A 19,938-nucleotide genomic window follows, 5' to 3' on the forward strand; every position below is an offset into this window, starting at 1 on the left:
CTGCCTCACGCCGACCCACCCCCAGCCCCTCCCTTCCAGGGAGGGGAGCAAATACACATTCAGACCTTGTGCAGTGCAGCGATGCGTTGCAGCATGGAACCGCAACGCTTGATGGGGAATTGACCGTTTCGATGGGGAAACAAGCGTTCGACGAAATCATGGGAACACCGGGCGACACGACCGCCCGGCCCGAACTGGCGGCTCTCGGCAAGTGGATCGAGGATACGCCGGACGCCGAGCTTCGACGCCGGCAGGAAGCCGCCGAGACGACGTTCCGGCAGCTCGGCATCACCTTCGCGGTCTACGGCGAGAACGAGGCGGCCGAGCGTATCATCCCGTTCGACATCGTCCCGCGCGTATTCTTGCATGACGAATGGACGCGATTGTCCGAAGGTCTCGTCCAGCGCGTCGAGGCGATCAACGCGTTCCTCGACGACATCTACGGCGAACGTCGTATCTTGAAGGAGGGTATCCTCCCCGAAGACCTCGTGCTCGGCAACGCGCAGTTCCGGCCCGAGATCGCCGGTATCCGCCCGCCGCACGGCGTATGGGCGCATATCTGCGGCATCGATCTCGTCCGCACCGGCCCCGACGACTTCTTCGTGCTGGAGGACAATGCACGCACACCGTCCGGTGTGAGCTACATGCTGGAGAACCGCGAGGCGATGCTCCGGCTGTGCCCCGAACTGTTCCGCGAGTTTCGTGTAGCAGCAGTCGACAGCTATCCCGATCTGCTGCTCGAGACGATGAAGTCGGTCGCGCCGCACGGCACGGGCTCGAACCCCACGTGCGTGCTGCTGACCCCGGGCCACTATAACTCGGCCTATTATGAACACAGCTTCCTCGCGGACTCGATGGGCATCGAACTCGTCGAAGCGGCCGATCTGGTTGTCGACGACGACATCGTCTGGATGCGGACGATCGCCGGGCGCGTAAAGGTCGACGTGATCTATCGCCGGATCGACGACGATTATCTCGATCCGCTCGTATTCCGTCCGGACTCGGCGCTCGGCGTCCCCGGTCTGATAGCGGCGTACGCGGCCGGCAACGTCGCGATCATGAACGCGCCGGGTAATGGAATCGCCGACGACAAGGCGATCTACAGCTACATGCCCGACATAGTGAAGTTCTACTCGGGCGGCGAGTGCAAGCTGCGCAATGTCGAGACCTGGCGCTGCCGCGAACCGCAGGCGTTGAAGTTCGTCCTCGACAACCTCGAAGACGTCGTCGTCAAGCTGGTCGACGGCTCGGGCGGCTACGGCATGCTCGTCGGCCCGACCGCGTCAAAAAAAGAGATCGAGGATTTCCGCGCCGCGCTCATTGCGGAACCGCATCGCTACATCGCGCAACCCACGCTCGCGCTGTCGACGGTTCCGACGATGGCGCAGGGCGGCCTCAGCCCACGCCACGTCGACTTCCGTCCGTTCGTGCTGAGCGGCTCGAAGGGCGTCCAAGTCGTGCCGGGCGGCTTGACCCGCGTCGCGCTCAAGGAAGGTTCGCTCGTGGTCAATTCCAGCCAGGGCGGCGGCACCAAGGACAGCTTCGTGCTGATGGCCGACCAGTCGCAGCGGATGAACGCCGGTGGCATGAGCCAGACGATGGGCGGCATGACCCAAACCTTCGGCTCGCAGACGTCCGGCGGGAATTCCTGATGCTGTCGCGCACCGCATCCTCGCTCTATTGGCTCGGCCGCTATTTCGAGCGTGCCGACTTCATCGCCCGGCTGGTCGAAGCCACCGTCCGGCTCGACGTGCTCTCGTCGCAACCCTCGGGCGATGCCGCCTGGGCATCCGCGTTGGCCGTGACCGAAACCGACGAGGCCTTCGCCGCGACCGGGGTGGAGATCGGGCAACGCGACGTGGTGCGCTTCCTGACGCTCGATTCGAGCCATCCGGGATCCATCGTCCGCTGCCTCGATATGGCGCGCAACAATGCCAAGGCGGTGCGCACCGCGCTGACCCGCGAGGCGTGGACCGCGATCAACCGGGCGTGGCTGCTGTTCGAGAACCGCGCGACGCCGGGCAGCACGACCTCGCAGTTGAACCTCGTCGAGGCGGTCAAGAACGAGACCCGCGGGTTCGAGGGCGCGGTCCACCGCATGCTCCGCAACCAGACGACGTGGTTCATCCGGCTCGGCCAGGCGGTCGAGCGCGCGGACAACACCGCGCGTCTGCTGGACGTCAAATACCACATCCTGCTGCCCGAGGGCGAACGGCTCGGCGGCGCGATCGACCGCGATCAGTGGACGACGATCCTCCAGACCGTGTCCGCCGTCACCGCCTATCGCTGGCTCTATAATGACGGCTTGCGTCCCGCCGACGTCATCGACCTGCTTCTCGCCCGGTCCGAACTGCCGCGCAGTCTCGCTGCGTCGGTCGAGGAAACGGTCGACGTGCTCAACCTGCTCGCCAAGCGCACCGGCAACCACGGCGAGGCCGACCGCATGGCACGAATGCGCGCGTCGCGGATGGCAAAGACGCGATCGGGCGAAGTCATCGCCTCCGGGCTGCACCAGTATCTGCAGGCCTTCATCGCCGAGAACGCGTTGCTGCACGGCGCGATCGGCCGTCAGTTCAAGTTCCTCTGATGCGCCTCTCGATCGATCACCACACGATCTACCGCTTCGCTCAGCCGCAGGGTCGCTTGGTGCAGATGCTCCGCCTCACGCCCGAGAACACGCATGACCAGACGGTCGCGTCGTGGCGGATCGACGTCGATTGCGACGCGCGGTTGCGACCCGGTCGCGACGGCTTCGGCAACGCGGTGACGATGCTGTATGCCGAAGGACCGGTCGACGGGATCGAGATCACCGTCAAGGGCGAGGTGCTGACCAGCCATTCCGACGGCGTCTTGCACGGCGTGCACGAAACGCTTCCGCCCGCGCTGTTCCTTCGATCGACCGAGGCGACCGTTCTCGATACCGCTATCGCCAAGTTCGCGGTCAATGCCGCCGAGGGCGCCCGCGATCGGATCGGCGCGTTACATCGGCTGAACCGGGCATTCCACAAGCGGTTCGCGTTCGACGCCGGACGTCCCGAACCCGGTCGGACGGCCGCCGCGGCATTTCGCATGGACAGCGCCACGCCGCGCGACATGGCGCAGATGTTCGCCGTCGCCGCACGGTCGCTCGGCGCACCGGCGCGGTATGTGTCGGGCTATCATCACAACGATCACGAGGTCGTGCATCTGCCGACCCCACACGGCTGGGCGGAGGCGTTCGTCGACGGGCTCGGCTGGGTCGGGTTCGATCCGTGCACGGGGATGTCCCCCGAGGAGCATTACGTCCGGGTCGCGATGGCGCTCGATGCGGCGGGCGCGGCGCCGGTGGCGGGCTCGCGACTGGGCGAGGGTGGCGAGGAACTCGACGTCGACGTCGTGGTGCAGCGCGAGGACTAAGATGTGTTTCCCCGCGAAGGCGGGGACCCAGACTGGGCTCCCGCCTTCGCGGGAGAACAAGGGGCAGGGGTTCTTGCGGGTACCACCCCGGCGAAGGCCGGGGCCCAATTGGCAAGGTGGTCGTAATGGAGCGCTGCACTCAATTAGCGGTGTTTCCCAATTGGACCCCGGCCTTCGCCGGGGTGGTGGTTCTTGGGACCCGGGAGTGGACTAATTTAGTCCCCCAACTTCAAACCAGTGCCGCAACCCGCACGGCTTGCGTCACCACATCCGCATCCTCCAACCGCCGCCACCCCGCCGGCCCGAGCACTTCCAACGGCCGGTACCGCGTCTTGTATTCCATCCGGGGCGAGCCCTTCACCCAGTATCCGAGATACACGTACGGCAGCCCGGCATCGCGGGCCCGCAGGATATGGTCCATGATGATGAAGTTGCCGAACCCTGGCCGCGCCACGTCGTCCGCCGCAAAGAAACTGTAGACCATCGACAGCCCGTCCGCTTGGCGATCAGTCAGGCACGCGCCGATCAGCGCGCCCTGCACGCCGTCGACCGACGGCTCGCGGTACTCGACGATCACCGAATTGACCGGCGAATGCTCGATCATGTCGGCATAGTCGTCTTCGTCCATCCCCGCCATGCCACCGCCCGGATGCCGCGTCCCAAGATAGCGTCGGAGCAACTGGAACTGCTCGTCGGTCGCCCACGCCTTGCACGCGGTCACTTCGATATCGCCGAGCCGCTTGAGCAGTTTCCGCTGCGTCGCGTTGGGTACGAATTCGTCGGTCACCACGCGAACCGACACGCATGCCGTGCAGCCCGCACAAGACGGCCGATACGCCACCCCCTGGCTGCGACGAAAGCCGATCCGCCCCAGCGCATCGTTCAGCTCGTTCGCATGCGGACCGGTCAGTTCGGTGAACACCTTTCGCTCCTGTCGATCCGGCAGATACGGGCACGGCGCAGGGCTGGTGACGAAGAAGCGCGGAAAACGAAAGGGCGCAGTCACCGAGCGGAAAGTCCTTCAGGCAGGCGCGATCAGCCGCGTCGCCTCGTATATGGCCGCCCAGCGCAAACGTGCAATCGGTTTACCACGAATGTCGGTCAGCGCGGTAAATCACCGTATCAGAATGGGATTACGCGAGCTCGACGGTCGACGTCTCGTACCCGCCAGCCCGCAGCGCACCCACCAGCCGATCCAGATGCGCACGGTCGCGCAGTTCGCATTCGATGTCGGTGATGAGCCCCTTCGCCGGCAACGTCGTGAAGACGCGCTGGTGATAGATTTCGATGATGTTGACGCGTTCCTGGTCGAATATCCGCGCGACATGGAACAGCGCACCCGGCTTGTCCTGCAACCGGATACGGAGCCTTGCGAGTCGACCCGACCGCGCCAGATCGCGCAACAGCACGTTCGCGAGCAGCCGCGTATCGATGTTGCCGCCGCACAGCACGATGCCGACGGTCTTCCCCGCGAACCGCTCGGGATGCGAGAGCAGCGCGGCGAGCCCGGCGGCACCGGCGCCCTCGACTACCGTCTTCTCGATCTGGAGCAGCAGGCTGACGGACTCTTCCAGGCTGCGTTCGCTGACGAGGACGATGTCATCGACCAGCTCGGCGACGATCTTCGATGTGATCGCGCCCGGCTCCTTAACCGCGATGCCCTCGGCAAGCGTATCGCCGGCACAGGCCATGTCCGTGCCGTTGATGCGGTTGTACATCGATGGGAACAGCTCGGCCTGCACGCCGACGACCTCGATGGGGTGACCGCCTGGCGCTTCGCTCAACGCGCGCGCGACTGTCGACATGCCCGAGATCAGCCCGCCGCCGCCGATCGGGATGACCAGCGTGTCGAGTTGCGGCACGTCCTCCAGCATCTCGATCGCGACGGTGCCTTGGCCCGCGATGACGCGCGGATCGTCGAACGGATGGACGAAGGTGAAGCCGCACTCGCCCTCCAGGATACGGGCGTGCGCATAGGCCGCGTCGAACGTCTCGCCGTGGAGCACGACGTTGGCGCCGTGCCCTTCGGTCTGCATGACCTTCACGGTCGGCGTGTTGGTCGGCATCACGATCGTCGTCGGGATGCCGAGCCGGTTGGCGTGATAGGCGAGGCCCTGCGCGTGATTCCCCGCCGACGCGGCGATGACGCCCTTCGCGCGCGCTTCGGCGGACAGCTGCAACAGCGTGTTGAGTGCGCCACGCTCCTTGTATGCCGCGGTGAACTGGAGGTTCTCGAACTTCAGATACACCGTCGCGCCGGTCATCTTGCTCAGCGTCTTGCTGATCAAAGTCGGCGTGCGGACGATCGAGTCGCGGATCCGGTCATGCGCGACGCGGACGTCGTCGATCGAGACGGGGAGGGTGGGTGCCGCTACGGCAGCGTGGGTAGCCATGTCCGACCCGCTAGACCATCTGGCGCGCGTGGGAAACACCGCTTATGCGCGAACGCTATGGCAAAACTGGCATTCATCGGAACCGGCGTCATGGGCGCGCCGATGGCGGGGCACCTCGCTACGGCAGGGCACGACGTCACCGTCTACAATCGGACTCAGGCCAAGGCGTTGGCATGGGTCGATAAATATGGCGGCAAGGTCGCCGAAACGCCCGCGGCAGCGGTGAAGGACGCCGATGCGGTGTTCGCCTGCGTCGGCAACGACGACGATCTCGCTTTGGTCACTCTGGGCGAAGACGGCGCGTTCGCCGCGATGCGCGACGACGCGGTGTTCGTCGACCACACCACCGTCTCCGCCTCGATCGCACGACGCCTCGCAGGTGAGCGTGCGCTGGTGGTCGACGCACCGGTGTCAGGCGGGCAGGCGGGCGCGGAGAACGGCAAGCTCTCTATCATGTGCGGCGGCTCGGCCGAAGCGATGGCGAAGGCCGAACCGTTCATGCAGGCCTATGCTTTGCGTGTGGTCCATGTCGGCGAGGCGGGCGCGGGGCAGACCACCAAGATGTGCAACCAGATCGCGATCGCCGGCGTGATCCAGGGCGTCGCCGAATCGCTGCGGTTCGCGCAAAATTCCGGGCTCGATCTCGACAAGGTGTTCGAGGCGATCTCGGGCGGCGCGGCGCAGAGCTGGCAGATGGTCAACCGCTGGCCGACGATGGCGAAGGACGAGTTCGATTTCGGCTTCGCGGTCGACTGGATGCGCAAGGATCTGGGGCTGGCCTTGGACGAAGCGCGACGCAACGGCGCGGTGCTGCCGGTCGCGGCGCTGGTCGATCAATTCTACGCCGATGTTCAGGCAATGGGCGGCGCGCGTCAGGATACGAGCGCGCTGGTACGGAGATTGCCGAAGTGAAGCGTCTGATGGTCTCCGCAGCCGCAATCGCGCTGCTCTCGACACCAGCTTTTGCGGATGGGATCGTCGACAACGTCAACGGCATCACGGTCGCCGACGGTGGCCGCGTGATCCACTTCAAGGCGATCCTGGTCGACAAGGACGGTCGCGTCACGCGGCTCGTGCCTCCCGGTGAGGAAGCCCCTAAGTTCAGCCGCAAGGAACTCAAGAAGAACGCCGGTAAGCCGCTCTACGACTGGCGCGTCGACATGGGCGGCAAGACGGTGCTGCCGGGCTTCGTCGATGCCCACGGTCATGTCCTGGAACTCGGCTTCGGCGCGTTGTCGCTCGATCTGTCGATGACCAAGTCGCTCGACGAGGCGAAGGCGCGGATCGCCGCGTACATCGCGGGCAATCCCGATCGCAAATGGATCCTCGGGCGCGGCTGGAACCAGGAGGTCTGGGGGCTGGGACGTTTCCCGACCGCAGCCGATCTCGAATCCGTCTCAGGCAGCCATCCGATCTGGCTATCGCGCGCCGACGGCCATGCCGGCTGGGCGAACCGCGAGGCGATGCGCGAAGCCGGTGTCACCGCCGCCACCGTCTCGCCGTCCGGCGGACGCATCGAGAAGACCGGTGGCGCCCCTGCGGGCGTGTTCGTCGATGGCGCGCAGGCGTTAATCGAGAAGGTCGTGCCGCAACCCCTCCCAAAGGAGCGCGACGCCGCGTTCCTCACCGCGCAAAGCATCCTGCTCGGCTACGGCGTCACCGCTGTCGCCGACATGGGCACCACCCTCGATGACTGGCTTACCTATCGCCGGATGGCGGATATCGGCGGGCTTCGTGTGCGGATCATGAGCTATGCGCTCGGGATCGACACCGCGAGCCGGATCGGCGGCAAGGGGCCGACACCGTGGCTCTACAACGATCGCCTGCGGATGGGCGGCGTGAAGCTGTATGCGGACGGCGCGCTTGGATCGCGCGGCGCGTGGCTGCTGAAGCCGTATTCGGACGCACCGGGTCAGTCGGGCCTCGGCTTCCTGACCGATGCGCAACTCCAGAACCAGATGAGCCGCGCGGCGATGGACGGCTATCAGGTCGCGGTCCACGCGATCGGCGACAAGGCGAACCAGGAAGTGCTCGACGCGATCCAGGTCGAGAGCGACACCTATACCGGCGATCGGCGCTGGCGGATCGAGCATGCGCAGATCGTCGATCCGAGCGACCTGCCGCGGTTTGGCAAGTACGGCACGATCGCGTCGATGCAGCCCACGCACGCGACCAGCGACTGGAAGATGGCGGAGGCGCGGCTCGGGCCGAACCGGCTCGTCGGCGCCTATGCTTGGAAATCGATGCTGACCAACGGCGCCAAGCTCGCGTTCGGGACCGACTTCCCGGTCGAGAAGCCCGATCCGTTCGCGACCTGGGCGGCGGCGTTCACGCGGCAGGATGCCGATGGCCAGCCGCAGGGTGGGTGGCAGCCGCAGGAACTGGTGACACGCGAACAGGCGTGGTGGGCGATGACGGGTGCGGCCGCCTATGCCGGGTTCGCCGAGAAGCAGTTCGGTGCTTTGGCGCCGGGTCAGCGCGCGGACTTCATCGTCGTCGACAAGGATCCTACCCTCGCCTCGCCGACCGACCTGCGCGCGACCAAGGTCAGCGAGACGTGGATCGGTGGCGAGAAGGTCTGGGTGCGCAAGTAACCGCGCGGGTTACTGGCGCATGCGGATCAGGCCTTCCTGCGCGACGCTGGCGACGAGGCGACCGTCTCGTGCGTAGATCTTGCCACGGTTGAAGCCGCGCGCGTGGCCCGACCATGGGCTGTCGCACGCATAGAGCAGCCAGTCGTCGGCGCGGAAATCCTCGTGCAGCCAGAGCGAATGGTCGAGACTGGCGGTCTGTAGGCCCGGCGTGATCCAGTTCTTGCCGTGCGGCAACAGCGCGGTGCCGAGCAGCGCCATATCCGATGCGTAGGCGAGGATCGCGCGGTGCATCGCCGGATCGTCGCCGATCGGTGCGACTAGGCGGAACCAGTTGGCGTAGTGCGGTTCCTGCGGGACAGGGTCGATCCAGCTGCGCGGGTTGACCGGGCGCACTTCGATCGGCCGCCACCGCAGCATGTGCGCGCGGAATTTCTCGGGGATGCCGTCGATATTTTCGAGCCGCAGATCTCGGTCCGAGCGGAGCGTTTCGGGCGCGGGGACGTCGGGCATGGCGTCCTGATGGTGCAGGCCTTCCTCGGGCATTTGGAACGACGCCGCCATGTTGAGGATCGGCTGGCCCTTCTGCATCGCGATCACGCGGCGTGTCGCGAAACTGCGACCCTCGAAATCGCGGACGACGCGGTAGACGATCGGATAGTCTTCGTTCCCCGGGCGCATGAAATACGCGTGCAGCGAGTGCGCCGCCTTGGGGCCTTCGGTCGAGCGTTGGGCGGCCTGAAGCGCCTGCGCGATCACCTGCCCGCCGAACACGCGCCCGACCCCACCGGGCTGGCGCTTGCCAACATAGAGATCGGTGTCGACCTCCTCGATTTCGAGCAAGTCGACGAGACCCGTTGCGAGTGCTTTGGGCGACGTTTCGGCAGTTTCCGCGGTCATCTAACTTCCTTGTTCTCCCGCGAAGGCGGGAGCCCAGACTGGGCGCCCGCCTTCGCGGGGGGACACCCTACGGTCAATACCCAGCGGCTACCGCCAGTCGGTCCGCATGGAAGTTGGCATCGCCGAACATCTCCGCCAGCACCCGCGCGCGCTTCATGTAGAAGCCGATGTCGTACTCGTCGGTCATGCCGATTCCGCCGTGCATCTGGATGCCCTCCTGCACGCTGAGCGTGGTCGCCAGCGCGGTCATAGCCTTGGCGACCGACACTGCCTGGTCCGCGCGGTCGCTGCCCTGATCGAGCAACTGCTGCGCCTTGAGGACGGCGGCACGCGCCACTTCCATTTCCGAATACAGATGCGCCGCACGGTGCTGGAGCGCCTGGAAGCTGCCGATCAGCGTCCCGAACTGCTTGCGCTCCTTCATGTAGCCGATCGTCATGTCCATCGCCCCGCCACCGACGCCGAGCAGCTCCGCCGAAGCCCCGGTCCGCCCTGCGCGCAACAGCCGATCGAGCGGCGTACGCCCCGCATCGACCTCGCCGATCACCGCATCCGCATCGACCACGACGCCCTCGAACTCGAGCCGCGCGGCCAAGCTCGAATCCGCGAGGCGTTCGGCGTTTGCCGTCAGTCCTGCGGCATCTTTCGGCACGGCGAACAGCGTGATACCGTCCGTGTCGTTGTCCGACCCTCCGGTACGCGCGGCGACGATGATCAAGTCGGCGGTGTGGCCGTGCGTGACGAACCGCTTGGCGCCGGTCAGCTTGAACCCGTTACCCGAGCGTTCGGCCTTCATCGCGACGGTATCGCGGTGCTTGGCGCCCTCGTCGATCGCCAGTGCGGCGACGGTCTCGCCGGCGATGATCCCGGGGAACCAGCGATCGGCCTGCGCCGTGCCCTTCAAGGCCTCGACCGCCGCGACCGCGGTGTAGAGGAACGGGGAGGGGGACAGGTTGCGGCCGATTTCCTCCAGCACCACGCCCGCCTCGACATGCCCGAGCCCGAGCCCGCCTTGGTCCTCGCCGATCAGGATGCCGGTAAAGCCCATTTCCGCGAACTGCTTCCACAGGTCGCGCGAGAAGCCGGTCGCGTCGTTGGCATCGCGCAACGCCCGCATGTGGCTCACGGGCGCGTGCTCCGCGACGAAATCGCGAATGGTGTCCTGAAGGACGGTCTGGTCGTCGTCTAGATACAGTGGCATGTCTTCGTCCTTCTGCTCCCTCGCCCCGTCGGGGAGAGGGTAGGGGAGAGGGGTTTTTGGGTCGGCTCGCCCGCGCCTCCCTCTCCCGCCTTACGCTTCGCTCCGGAACCCTCTCCCCGAAGGGGCGAGGGAATTACGCCGGCAATTCCAAGATCCGCTTGGCGATGATGTTGAGCTGGATCTCGCTCGTCCCGCCCTCGATCGAGTTCGCCTTGGTGCGCAGCCAAGACCGCGGAATCGCACCGCCACGCGACCGCTCGCTATCCCATTCGAGCGCATCCGACCCGCCGGCCGCCATCATCAATTCGTACCGACCCTTGTTCAGCTCGGTGCCGTAATATTTCATCATGCTCGGCTGGGCCGGGTGCGCCTTGCCCGCCTTCAGTTCGTCGATGAATCGCTCGGACATGGCCCCGAACGCCTTCGCCCGCACTTCGAACATAGCAATCGATGCGCGCAGCAGCGGATCAGCCAGCCGCCCGTCATGCCCGAGCCCGACAGTCGCGATCGCCCCATCTATCAGCGGGTTGCCGCCGCTCGATGCGAGGCCCATCCCCGAGATCATCTCGCGCTCATGCCCGAGCAGATACTTCGCGACGTCCCAGCCCTTGTTCTCCTCGTAGACGCGGTTGACCTTGGGCACCTCGACATTGTCGAAGAACGTTTCGCAGAACGGCGAATTGCCGCTGATCAGCAGGATCGGCTTGGTCGAGACGCCCGGCGACGCCATGTCGAACAGCACGAAGCTGATCCCGCCCTGTTTCGACGTCTTGTCGGTACGGACGAGGCAGAAGATCCAGTCGGCCTTGTCGGCGTAGGAGGTCCACACCTTCTGTCCGTTGACGAGGTAATGATCGCCCTTGTCCTCCGCCGAGGTGGCGAGCCCGGCGAGGTCCGACCCCGCATTCGGCTCCGAATACCCCTGGCACCAGCGAATCTCGCCCCGCGCGATCTTGGTCAGGTGATCGAGCTTCTGCTCCTCGGTGCCGTATTTCAGCAATGCCGGCCCGAGCATCGAGATCCCAAACGAATTGAGTGGGTTACGCGCCTTTATTGCCGCCATCTCTTCGCGCAGGATCTTGGTTTCGGCAGGTGACAATCCACCACCGCCATAGGCCTTGGGCCAATCTGGCACGGTCCAGCCCTTGGCGGCCATCTTGTCGAGCCACTCCTTCTGCGCCAGCGACGACGGCTTGAACTGGCGCCCGCCCCAGCAGACGTCGTCCTCCGAGCGCACCGGTTTGCGCATCTCGGGCGGGCAATTCTCCGCGAGCCACGCGCGGGTTTCGGACCGGAAAGTATCGAGGTCGGACATCGGATCAGCTCCTGCTTAGTCGATTGCACAGCGCGGCGACGGCGATCGCGTCGTGGTCGCGGTAACGGTTGGTGATGACCTGCACGCCGATCGGCAGGCCGCGCGGGTTGGTCCCCACGGGCACGCTGGTCGCGGGCAGATTGGGGAAGGTGGCGAGCCCCGCCCAGGCGAACTCGACGCCGAACGGGGTATCCTCGCCGTTGATCGAGAGCGTGCGCCGCGCGACGTTGCGCTCGGCGATGTGCGGGAAGGCGTTCACGCCGCTCGCCGGCGCGATCACCGCGTCGAACTGCTCGAACAGCGCACCCCAGGCGCGTTGCAACCGCGCCTGCGAATCGAGCAGGTCGAACCAGTGCGACAGCGTCGCGACCTTGCCGTCGCGCGCGGGTCCGCCGCGGGTCATCGCGATGCCGAGCATCCGCATATAGTCGGCATGCTGCGCGGCGAGGTCGATCGGTGGCACGGCATGCGAAACAGTAGCGCCGGAGCGGCCCAGCGCCTCGCCGACATGCTCGATCGCCGATACTATCGACGCATCCACGCGCGCCGCGGGATGTGCGGTCAGCAGCAGGATGCGCGGCCGGGCAAGATCGACGCTGGGACGTGGCAGCCGAAGATCGGCGAGGATGTCGAGCGCAACGGCCAGATCCTCGGGATTGCGCGCGAGGGGGCCGATCACGCCGAGAACCGCGCTCGCCCCATCGGTGCCGGGCACGCGGTGGCCGATGTCCGACAGCGCGCCATAGGTCGGCTTGTGCCCCCAGACGCCACAGAACGCGGCCGGCACGCGGATCGAGCCGCCGATGTCCGAGCCGAGCTCGAGCGGTATCATCCCCGACGCGAGCGCCGCCGCGGCACCACCCGACGATCCGCCGGGTGTCAGCGTCGGATCGATGGGATGATTCGTCCGGCCGTGAATCGGGTTATCCGCCTGCCAGTCGCTCAGCCGCACCGGCACGTTGGTCTTGCCGAGGATCACCGCGCCCGCCGCCTTCAGCCGCGTGACGGCCACGGCATCGCGGTCGACGATATTGTCACGGTGGACCCCGACTCCCCAGCTGGTAGGCAAGCCGGCGACGTCGAACGATTCCTTGACCGTCATCGGGACGCCGAACAGCGGCCGGTCGTCCGGACCCTGCTCATCGAGCGCGCGTGCCGCCTCCCGCGCCCGCGCGAAATCGCCGACGACGACGGCGTTGATCGCACCATCGCGCGCCTCGATCCGCGCGATCGCCGCGTCGCACTCGGCGAGCGCGGTCGTCTCGCCCGCACGGATCGCCGACGCCGTCTGGAGCGCGGACCGCTCCATCAGAGCGCGGTTGCCCGAAAGAAACGACCGCAACCGATCACTTCAGTCGACCACCCGATGCCGCCGCGTCCTTCAGCGACTTCGCCACTGGGAAACCATACTTCTCCAGCCCCGCGACGACCTTCGGCAACCCCTCGGACTGCGCCCAGAACATCGGCCCGCCGCGGTACACCGGCCAGCCATATCCGTAGATCCACACGACATCGACGTCCGACGCGCGCTGTGCCTTGCCCTCTTCGAGGATCAGCGCGCCTTCGTTGACCATCGTGTAGAGCGTCCGCACGACGATCTCCTCGTCGCTGATCTCGCGCGGCGTCACGCCCGACTTCTTGCGGAAATCGTCGATGATCTCGGTCACGCGTGCCGAGTTCGACGGCGTCCGCTTCCCGTCGTAATCGTAGAAGCCCGCCTTGGTCTTCTGGCCCCAGCGGTTCTCCGCCGCCAGCGCATCGCGGATGTTCTCGATCCGGCTCGGATCGCGGTGCCAGCCGATGTCGACACCGGCCAGATCGCTCATCTGGAACGGCCCCATCGGCATCCCGAACGCGACATGGACCTTGTCGATCTGCTCCGGGCTCGCGCCTTCCAGCAGCAGCTTGGTCGCCTCGACCTGCCGCGGCATCAGCATGCGATTGCCGATGAACCCGTAGGTGACGCCTGCCACCACGGCGACCTTCTTGATCTTCTTCGCGAGCGCCATGACCGTCGCCAGCACGTCGTCCGCGGTCTTGTCGCCGCGTACTACTTCCAGCAATTTCATCACGTTGGCCGGCGAGAAGAAGTGCATGCCGACCACGTCCTCGGGCCGCTTGGTGCAGGCCGCGATCGCGTCGATGTCGAGATACGACGTGTTCGACGCCAGGATCGCGCCCGGCTTGGCAATCGCGTCGAGCTTGGTGAAGATCTCCTTCTTCACCTCCATCGTCTCGTACACCGCCTCGATGATCAGGTCGCATTCCGCCAGATCGGCGAAGTCGAGCGTCGGTTTCAGCGCGCCCATCGCCTGCTCGACCTGCTCGGGTTTCATCCGGCCCTTCGCGGCGGTCGCCTCGTAGTTCTTCCGCACGACGCCGGTGCCGCGGTCGAGCGCCTCCTGCTGCATCTCGACGATCGTGACCGGGATACCCGCGGACAGGAAGTTCATCGAGATGCCGCCGCCCATCGTGCCCGCGCCGATCACGCCGACGCGCTTGATCTCGCGCAGCTTGGTGTCTGCCGGAACGTCGTCGATCTTGGCGGCCTGGCGTTCGGCGAAGAAGATGTGGCGCTGTGCGGCCGACTGCACGCCCATCATGAGTTTCATGAATTCCTGGCGCTCGAACGCGATGCCCTCTTCGAAGCTGGAGCCGTCGGCGGCCTTTTCGATGCAAGCAATGTTGGCGGCCGGCGCGTCAAAGTTACGGAAACGACGCGCGTTTTCCTTCTTGAACGCGGCGACTGCATCGGGATCGGCCTGCGCGGTCTTCTCGGACGCACGGGGCAGGGGACGCTTGCTCGCGATCTCGCGCGCGAAAGCGACGGCATCGGCTTCGAGGCTATCCTCGCCGACAATCTTGTCGATCAGTCCGGCATCGAGCGCTGTCTTCGCCGAGATCGGATCGCCCTTCGCGGTCATCTCCAGCGCGAGCTTCACGCTGGCAATGCGCGGGATACGCTGCGTGCCGCCTGCGCCGGGGAGCAGGCCAAGCTTCACTTCGGGCGTGCCGATCTTCGCCGAGGGGACCGCGACGCGGTAATGACAGCCGAGCGTCACTTCGCAGCCGCCGCCGAGCGCGGTGCCGTGAACCGCCGCGACGACGGGTTTCGACGACGCCTCGATCATGTCGACGACGGTCGGCAGGCCGGGCTCGACCATCTCCTTGCCGAACTCGGTGATGTCCGCGCCCGCGAAGAACGTGCGGCCGTCGCAGCGGATCACCATCGCGGTGACGCTGTCGTCGTTAACGCCTTCCTTGATCGCCGCTTCGAGGCCTTGGCGGACCGCTGCGCCGAGCGCGTTCACGGGGGGATTGTTCGAGATGATGACGAGCACGTCGTCATGGCGTTCGGTGCGGATCGGGCTGGTCATAAGGTCTTCTCCTGTGCCGGCCCCGTCATCCCGGCGAACGCCGGGACCCAGAGCCAAATTCATTGTGCGTGCGGCCCTGGGTCCCGGCGTCCGCCGGGATGACGGCCGTTGGGGGATCAGGTCATCGCGGCGTAGATCATCGTCTTCAGTTCGCGGCGGATGGGATAGACACTGCTCGGCGAAAGCTGTGTCATGAACACCATCGACAGCCGTTCGACGGGATCGACGAAGAACGCGGTCGAGAACATCCCGCCCCAGTAGAACTCGCCCTTCGATCCCGGCACCATCGTCTTCGCGACGTCGTCGGTGATCGCGAACCCGAGCCCGAACCCCGTGCCCGCGTTCGACGCCTCGCTGAACAGCGACTTCGACATCGCCGCGAGATCGGATTTTCCGGGCAGATGGTTCTGAGTCATCAGGTCCAGAGTCTTGCGTCCGAGGATACGCGCGCCTTCGAGCTCGCCGCCGTTCAGCAGCATCGTATTGAACCGGTGGTAATCGAGCGCGGTCGAGACAAGCCCGCCGCCGCCGGACACGAGCTTGGGCTGCCGGCTCCACGCACTCTCCGCCCCGCGATCGTACATCACGCGACCCTTGCCGGGCGCCAGCGTGTAGCAGTCCGTCAGGCGATCGAGCTTCTCGGAGGGAACCTGGAAGAAGGTGTCGTCCATCTTCAGCGGCGCGAAGATGCGTGTCTTGAAGAACTGGTCGAGCGGCAGGCCCGACACGCGCTGCACGACCGCGCCGAGCACGTCGGTCGCGACCGAATAATTCCACGCGGTGCCGGGCGAGAATTCGAGTGGGATCCTGGCCAGCGCACCGATGAACCCGTCGAGGTCATACCCGCCATGCCAGCTCTCGATCTTGCCCTCGCGGTAGGCGGCATCGACATTCGACCGGTTCTGGAAACTATACGTCAGCCCCGAGGTGTGGCGGAGCAGGTCGATCATCCGCATCGGCTCGGCGGTCGGCCTGGTCACGAACGGCACGCCGCCGCCGCCGCCGTCATAGACGCCGATATCCTTGAACTCGGGCAGCACATGGTGGACCGGCGTATCGACCGCGACGAGGCCCTGCTCGACCAGCATCATGAACGCGACCGAGGTGATCGGCTTGGTCATCGATGCGATCCGGAACAGCGAACCTTCGTCGACGCTCTTGCCGCCCTCACGCGCCGCGCCCGCGTTCGAAAAATGGACGATCTCGCCGTCGCGCGCGATCAGCAACTGCGCGTTCGGCAGCTTGCCCGAATCGATGTAGCGGGTCTGGAGCAGCGTATCGATTGCCGCCAACCGGCTCGCATCGAAGCCGTGCGCGGCAGGTTCAGCGATTTTCACGATTCGACCGTCCGTGTCATGACCCGCTCCATACCCCTAGTTCGAACTTGGTGCCTCTATTGCCTTGAGTGCGGCGGGAATCAACTATAACCTGTCTTCGAACAGGCGATAAGCCAAACCCGAAATTCAACTCTGGAGTCAACCGGTCTTGGCAAGCGAACCGATCATCGCACTCGATCCCTCCTGGCCGGCGATGTCGCTCGCCGATGCCGAGCGATTGCTGACCGCCCCAGGCGCGAAGTTCGAGATGGAGACGCTGACGATCGACGGCATCGAGACGCGCATCTGGAAGAACGCGCCGCCGTCGCTGCGCTGGCTGGCCGAGGCGGCGCGTGCGCATGGCGACCGGGTCTTCACCGCGTATGAGGACGAGCGCGTCACCTACGAAGCGAACTTTCGCGCGATCGCGGTGCTGGCGCACCGGTTGCGTGAGATGGGGATCGGCCCCGGCGACCGCGTGGCGCTGGCGATGCGCAACCTGCCCGAATGGCCGGTCGCGTTCTTTGCGGGCGCGAGCATCGGCGCGATCATGGTGCCGCTCAACGCGTGGTGGACCGGCGCGGAGATGGAATACGGCCTCGCCGATTCGGGCGCACGCGTAGTGGTCACCGATGACGAGCGACATCATCGGCTGGAGGCGGCCTATGCGACGCTGCCGGCGCTGGAGCACGTGTTCGTCGCGCGCGCCGCGGAGCCGCTGACGGGGATCGTGACGCGACTGGAGGACGTGATCGGCACGCCGCACGACTGGGCTGCGTTGCCCGATGTCGGTCTGCCCGAGGCGACGATCGCGCCCGACGACGATGCGACGATCTTCTACACCAGCGGCACTACCGGCGCACCGAAGGGGGCGCTCGGCACGCATCGCAACATGATGTCGAACATCCTGTCGGGCGGCTTTTCCTCGGCGCGCTCGTTCCTGCGCCGCGGCGAGGCACCGCCCGAACCGACGCCGCGCGTGACGCTGACGGTGATTCCGCTGTTCCACGTCACCGCCTGCTCGGCGGGGATGATGGGGGTGATCGCGACCGGCAGCACGATGATCTTCATGCGAAAATGGGACACGATCCGCGCGATGGAGATCATCAAGCGCGAGAAGGTCAACATTACGGGCGGCGTGCCGACGATCGCGTGGCAGTTGCTCGAGCATCCCGACCGCGAGAAATACGACCTCTCCTCGCTCGAATCGATCGCGTACGGCGGCGCACCCGCTGCCCCCGAACTGGTGAAGCGCATCCATGCCGAGTTCGGCGCGATGCCCGGCAATGGCTGGGGTATGACCGAGACCATGGCGACCGTCACGCATCACGGCGGCGAGGATTACCTCAACCGCCCGACCAGCGCGGGGCCACCAGTCGCGGCGGCCGACCTGAAGATCATGGCGGACGACTGCGTGACCGAGATGCCTCTGGGCGAGGTCGGCGAACTCTGGGCACGCGGCCCGATGATCGTGAAGGGTTATTGGAACAAGCCCGACGCGACCGCCTCGACCTTTGTCGACGGCTGGGTGCGGACAGGCGATCTTGCCCGCCTGGATGACGAGGGATTCTGCTACATCGTCGACCGCGCCAAGGACATGATCATCCGCGGCGGCGAGAACATCTACTCCAGCGAGGTCGAGAACGTCCTCTACGCGCACCCCGCGGTGACCGACGCGGCGCTGATCGGCATTCCGCACCGGATCCTCGGCGAGGAGCCGGCTGCGGTGGTCCATCTCGCACCGGGGGCGGTGACGACCGAGGCGGAGTTGCAGGGCTGGGTGCGGCAGCATCTGGCGGCGTTCAAGACGCCGGTCGCGGTGCGCTTCGTGCACGAGACGTTGCCGCGGAATGCGAACGGGAAGATCCTGAAGAAGGACCTGCAGGTGCTGTTCGAGGACCGGGTGGGGGTGTCGGCGTAGGGCTCGGCGAGCACTACCTCTGCGTCATCCTGACGAACGTCAGGACCCAGGGTAACGGAGCGCAGCGCTGTTTGGCTCTGGGTCCTGACTTTCGTCAGGATGACGAAGGGCGGGTGTCTCGGTCGGACATACCGCGCTTTTCGAGGAATTCCATCGCGCCGGCACCGCGCACCGCTTGAATGCCGACCGCGTTTACGGGATGGGAGTGGCAAAGGAATTGCCATGACGGACGAGGGTCTTCGCCAGGAAATGCATCAGCCTGAGGGCGGGGGCAGCACCGTTGCGGAAGGTCCGCCGGCCGAGAGTGCGTTCGGGCTGCCGATCGCGGTCGGGGTCGAGGATGCGATGCGAATTGCGCAGCGTCGCGATCGGTTGCTGGCGGCCTTGACGCTGACTGCCGGTGTCGGGCTGATCCTCGCCACGCCGTTCGCGCTGAAATCGGGCGCGGAGTTCTTCCTGCCCCTCACGATCGCGCTCGTGATCTCGGTGGCGCTGGTGCCGGTGCTGGAATGGCTCGAGCGGCGTCACGTACCGTCGCCGCTAGCCGCGATATTGTGTCTGCTGGTGTTCCTGATCGCGGCGAACATCGCGATCGCCGCGATCCTCGTGCCTGCGACCGACTTCTTCCGCCTGCTGCCGACGCGGCTCGACCGGATCCAGAGCAATCTCGCGCCGCTGCTCGATTTGTATTCGAGCCTCGAGAAATACGTGAACAAGACGCTGCGACAGGTTGCATCGACGCCGATCAAGCAGCCGGCGACCGCAGGCGTCGCCGCGCCGGGGTCGATCCTCGAACTCGCGGCGACGTCGGCGCCGGCGGTCATCGTGCAATTCCTGTTCGGCGTGCTGATCGTGTTCTTCTTCCTCTCGGGCTGGACGCGGATGCGTCGCCAGACGATCACCGGCCGCACCAGCTTCGACGGCGCGATGGCCACCGCGCGAGTGATTCAAGACATTGTCGACGACGTGTCCGCGTATCTGGGCACGATTACCCTCATCAACATCGTCCTGGGGATCGTCACCGGCGTCGCGCTGTGGTTCATCGGCATGCCCTATCCGGCGATGTGGGGCGGGATCGTCGCGCTACTCAATTACATACCGTATTTCGGGCCGGTGATCGGGGCGTTCCTGCTCGCGCTGGGCGGGCTGATGACGTTCTCGGACATCTGGATGGCGATGCTGCCGCCCGCGCTGATGTATGGGCTGCACTTGGTCGAGGCGAACGCGATCACGCCATTCGTCGTCGGGCATCGGCTGACGATCAGTCCGTTGCTGATCCTGATCTCGCTGAGCTTCTGGGGATGGGTGTGGGGCACGTCGGGCGCCCTGCTCGCGGTGCCGCTGCTGATCATCATCCAGACGATCGTGAAGGCCGCTGGCAAGCCCGATATCGCCGGGTTCCTGTTCGAGCACGGGACATTGGTGCAGCCCAAGACCGGGCGAAATCGTCGTCGTGGGGATCCGCCCGAGGCACAACGTGAAACGGGCGGATAATTTGGGTTGACGGTATCCGAACCCTCGCCTAGTT

General features: G+C 65.9%; 15 protein-coding genes. 7 read left to right on the forward strand and 8 right to left on the reverse strand.

The window, feature by feature from the left end; genetic code table 11:
• The first annotated feature begins 131 nt into the window (after positions 1–131).
• Genes ASG20_RS03255 through ASG20_RS03265 form a run of 3 tightly spaced genes read left to right on the forward strand, consistent with a single transcriptional unit; the run spans position 132 to position 3,396 of the window.
• The gene (locus ASG20_RS03255) at positions 132–1,652 is read left to right on the forward strand and encodes a circularly permuted type 2 ATP-grasp protein (protein ID WP_056048445.1); all 1,521 of its coding nucleotides are present in this window, start codon (positions 132–134) and stop codon (positions 1,650–1,652) included.
• Positions 1,652–2,587, forward strand: a complete 936-nt coding sequence (locus tag ASG20_RS03260; protein ID WP_056048449.1) for an alpha-E domain-containing protein — start codon at positions 1,652–1,654, stop codon at positions 2,585–2,587. The genes ASG20_RS03255 and ASG20_RS03260 overlap by 1 nt, the downstream gene beginning before the upstream one ends.
• Entirely contained in the window at positions 2,587–3,396 is an 810-nt protein-coding gene (locus tag ASG20_RS03265) for a transglutaminase family protein (protein ID WP_056048451.1), read from the forward strand. The genes ASG20_RS03260 and ASG20_RS03265 overlap by 1 nt, the downstream gene beginning before the upstream one ends.
• A gap of 229 nt (positions 3,397–3,625) precedes the next feature.
• Here ASG20_RS03265 and ASG20_RS03270 read toward each other — a convergent pair whose 3' ends face one another.
• Both ASG20_RS03270 and ASG20_RS03275 read right to left on the reverse strand, forming a co-directional pair.
• A complete protein-coding gene (locus ASG20_RS03270) occupies positions 3,626–4,402 on the reverse strand; it encodes an arginyltransferase (protein ID WP_056048455.1) in 777 nt (258 codons plus the stop codon).
• 127 nt (positions 4,403–4,529) lie between these two features.
• Positions 4,530–5,789 carry a threonine ammonia-lyase gene (locus ASG20_RS03275; protein WP_056048458.1) on the reverse strand — a complete coding sequence of 420 codons (1,260 nt, stop codon included), beginning with the start codon at positions 5,787–5,789 and terminating at the stop codon, positions 4,530–4,532.
• 57 nt (positions 5,790–5,846) lie between these two features.
• Here ASG20_RS03275 and ASG20_RS03280 point away from each other — a divergent pair, with 57 nt between their 5' ends.
• Positions 5,847–6,701: an NAD(P)-dependent oxidoreductase gene (locus ASG20_RS03280; protein ID WP_056048461.1), complete on the forward strand. Its 855-nt coding sequence runs from the start codon at positions 5,847–5,849 to the stop codon at positions 6,699–6,701.
• An 8-nt stretch (positions 6,702–6,709) separates the two neighbouring features.
• A complete protein-coding gene (locus ASG20_RS03285; RefSeq protein ID WP_056050360.1) occupies positions 6,710–8,383 on the forward strand; it encodes an amidohydrolase in 1,674 nt (557 codons plus the stop codon).
• 9 nt (positions 8,384–8,392) lie between these two features.
• Here the strand turns inward: ASG20_RS03285 and ASG20_RS03290 are convergent, their stop codons facing one another.
• The 6 genes from ASG20_RS03290 to ASG20_RS03315 all read right to left on the reverse strand — a co-directional run bounded on the left by ASG20_RS03290 (position 8,393) and on the right by ASG20_RS03315 (position 16,510).
• Entirely contained in the window at positions 8,393–9,280 is an 888-nt protein-coding gene (locus tag ASG20_RS03290; protein ID WP_056048464.1) for an acyl-CoA thioesterase, read from the reverse strand.
• Between the two features lie 73 nt (positions 9,281–9,353).
• The gene (locus ASG20_RS03295) at positions 9,354–10,481 is read right to left on the reverse strand and encodes an acyl-CoA dehydrogenase family protein (protein WP_056048466.1); all 1,128 of its coding nucleotides are present in this window, start codon (positions 10,479–10,481) and stop codon (positions 9,354–9,356) included.
• Positions 10,482–10,614: 133 nt separating this feature from the next.
• Positions 10,615–11,796 (reverse strand): acyl-CoA dehydrogenase family protein, encoded by a 1,182-nt coding sequence (locus ASG20_RS03300; RefSeq protein WP_056048469.1) that lies wholly within the window; start codon positions 11,794–11,796, stop codon positions 10,615–10,617.
• 4 nt (positions 11,797–11,800) lie between these two features.
• Positions 11,801–13,138, reverse strand: a complete 1,338-nt coding sequence (locus ASG20_RS03305) for an amidase family protein (RefSeq protein ID WP_330218654.1) — start codon at positions 13,136–13,138, stop codon at positions 11,801–11,803.
• Between the two features lie 4 nt (positions 13,139–13,142).
• Positions 13,143–15,173: a 3-hydroxyacyl-CoA dehydrogenase NAD-binding domain-containing protein gene (locus ASG20_RS03310; RefSeq protein ID WP_056048476.1), complete on the reverse strand. Its 2,031-nt coding sequence runs from the start codon at positions 15,171–15,173 to the stop codon at positions 13,143–13,145.
• A gap of 116 nt (positions 15,174–15,289) precedes the next feature.
• Positions 15,290–16,510, reverse strand: a complete 1,221-nt coding sequence (locus ASG20_RS03315) for a serine hydrolase domain-containing protein (RefSeq protein WP_056048479.1) — start codon at positions 16,508–16,510, stop codon at positions 15,290–15,292.
• Between the two features lie 193 nt (positions 16,511–16,703).
• On the opposite strand from ASG20_RS03315, the gene ASG20_RS03320 reads away from it, so the two are divergent.
• Together ASG20_RS03320 and ASG20_RS03325 are read left to right on the forward strand one after the other, a co-directional pair.
• Positions 16,704–18,410, forward strand: a complete 1,707-nt coding sequence (locus tag ASG20_RS03320; protein WP_056050361.1) for a class I adenylate-forming enzyme family protein — start codon at positions 16,704–16,706, stop codon at positions 18,408–18,410.
• Positions 18,411–18,755: 345 nt separating this feature from the next.
• Positions 18,756–19,904 (forward strand): AI-2E family transporter, encoded by a 1,149-nt coding sequence (locus ASG20_RS03325; RefSeq protein WP_231420396.1) that lies wholly within the window; start codon positions 18,756–18,758, stop codon positions 19,902–19,904.
• Positions 19,905–19,938 lie beyond the last annotated feature (34 nt).

The organism is Sphingomonas sp. Leaf198, from assembly GCF_001424005.1.
Classification (GTDB): Bacteria; Pseudomonadota; Alphaproteobacteria; order Sphingomonadales; family Sphingomonadaceae; genus Sphingomonas.

Excerpts from the sequence above, each read along its gene's own strand:
- ASG20_RS03255 (WP_056048445.1), top strand. The coding sequence starts at position 132 with ATGGGGAAACAAGCGTTCGACGAAATCATGGGAACACCGGGCGACACG.
- ASG20_RS03260 (WP_056048449.1), top strand. The coding sequence starts at position 1,652 with ATGCTGTCGCGCACCGCATCCTCGCTCTATTGGCTCGGCCGCTATTTC.
- ASG20_RS03265 (WP_056048451.1), top strand. The coding sequence starts at position 2,587 with ATGCGCCTCTCGATCGATCACCACACGATCTACCGCTTCGCTCAGCCG.
- ASG20_RS03275 (WP_056048458.1), bottom strand. The coding sequence starts at position 5,789 with ATGGCTACCCACGCTGCCGTAGCGGCACCCACCCTCCCCGTCTCGATC.
- ASG20_RS03280 (WP_056048461.1), top strand. The coding sequence starts at position 5,847 with ATGGCAAAACTGGCATTCATCGGAACCGGCGTCATGGGCGCGCCGATG.
- ASG20_RS03285 (WP_056050360.1), top strand. The coding sequence starts at position 6,710 with ATGGTCTCCGCAGCCGCAATCGCGCTGCTCTCGACACCAGCTTTTGCG.
- ASG20_RS03290 (WP_056048464.1), bottom strand. The coding sequence starts at position 9,280 with ATGACCGCGGAAACTGCCGAAACGTCGCCCAAAGCACTCGCAACGGGT.
- ASG20_RS03295 (WP_056048466.1), bottom strand. The coding sequence starts at position 10,481 with ATGCCACTGTATCTAGACGACGACCAGACCGTCCTTCAGGACACCATT.
- ASG20_RS03300 (WP_056048469.1), bottom strand. The coding sequence starts at position 11,796 with ATGTCCGACCTCGATACTTTCCGGTCCGAAACCCGCGCGTGGCTCGCG.
- ASG20_RS03310 (WP_056048476.1), bottom strand. The coding sequence starts at position 15,173 with ATGACCAGCCCGATCCGCACCGAACGCCATGACGACGTGCTCGTCATC.
- ASG20_RS03320 (WP_056050361.1), top strand. The coding sequence starts at position 16,704 with ATGTCGCTCGCCGATGCCGAGCGATTGCTGACCGCCCCAGGCGCGAAG.
- ASG20_RS03325 (WP_231420396.1), top strand. The coding sequence starts at position 18,756 with ATGCGAATTGCGCAGCGTCGCGATCGGTTGCTGGCGGCCTTGACGCTG.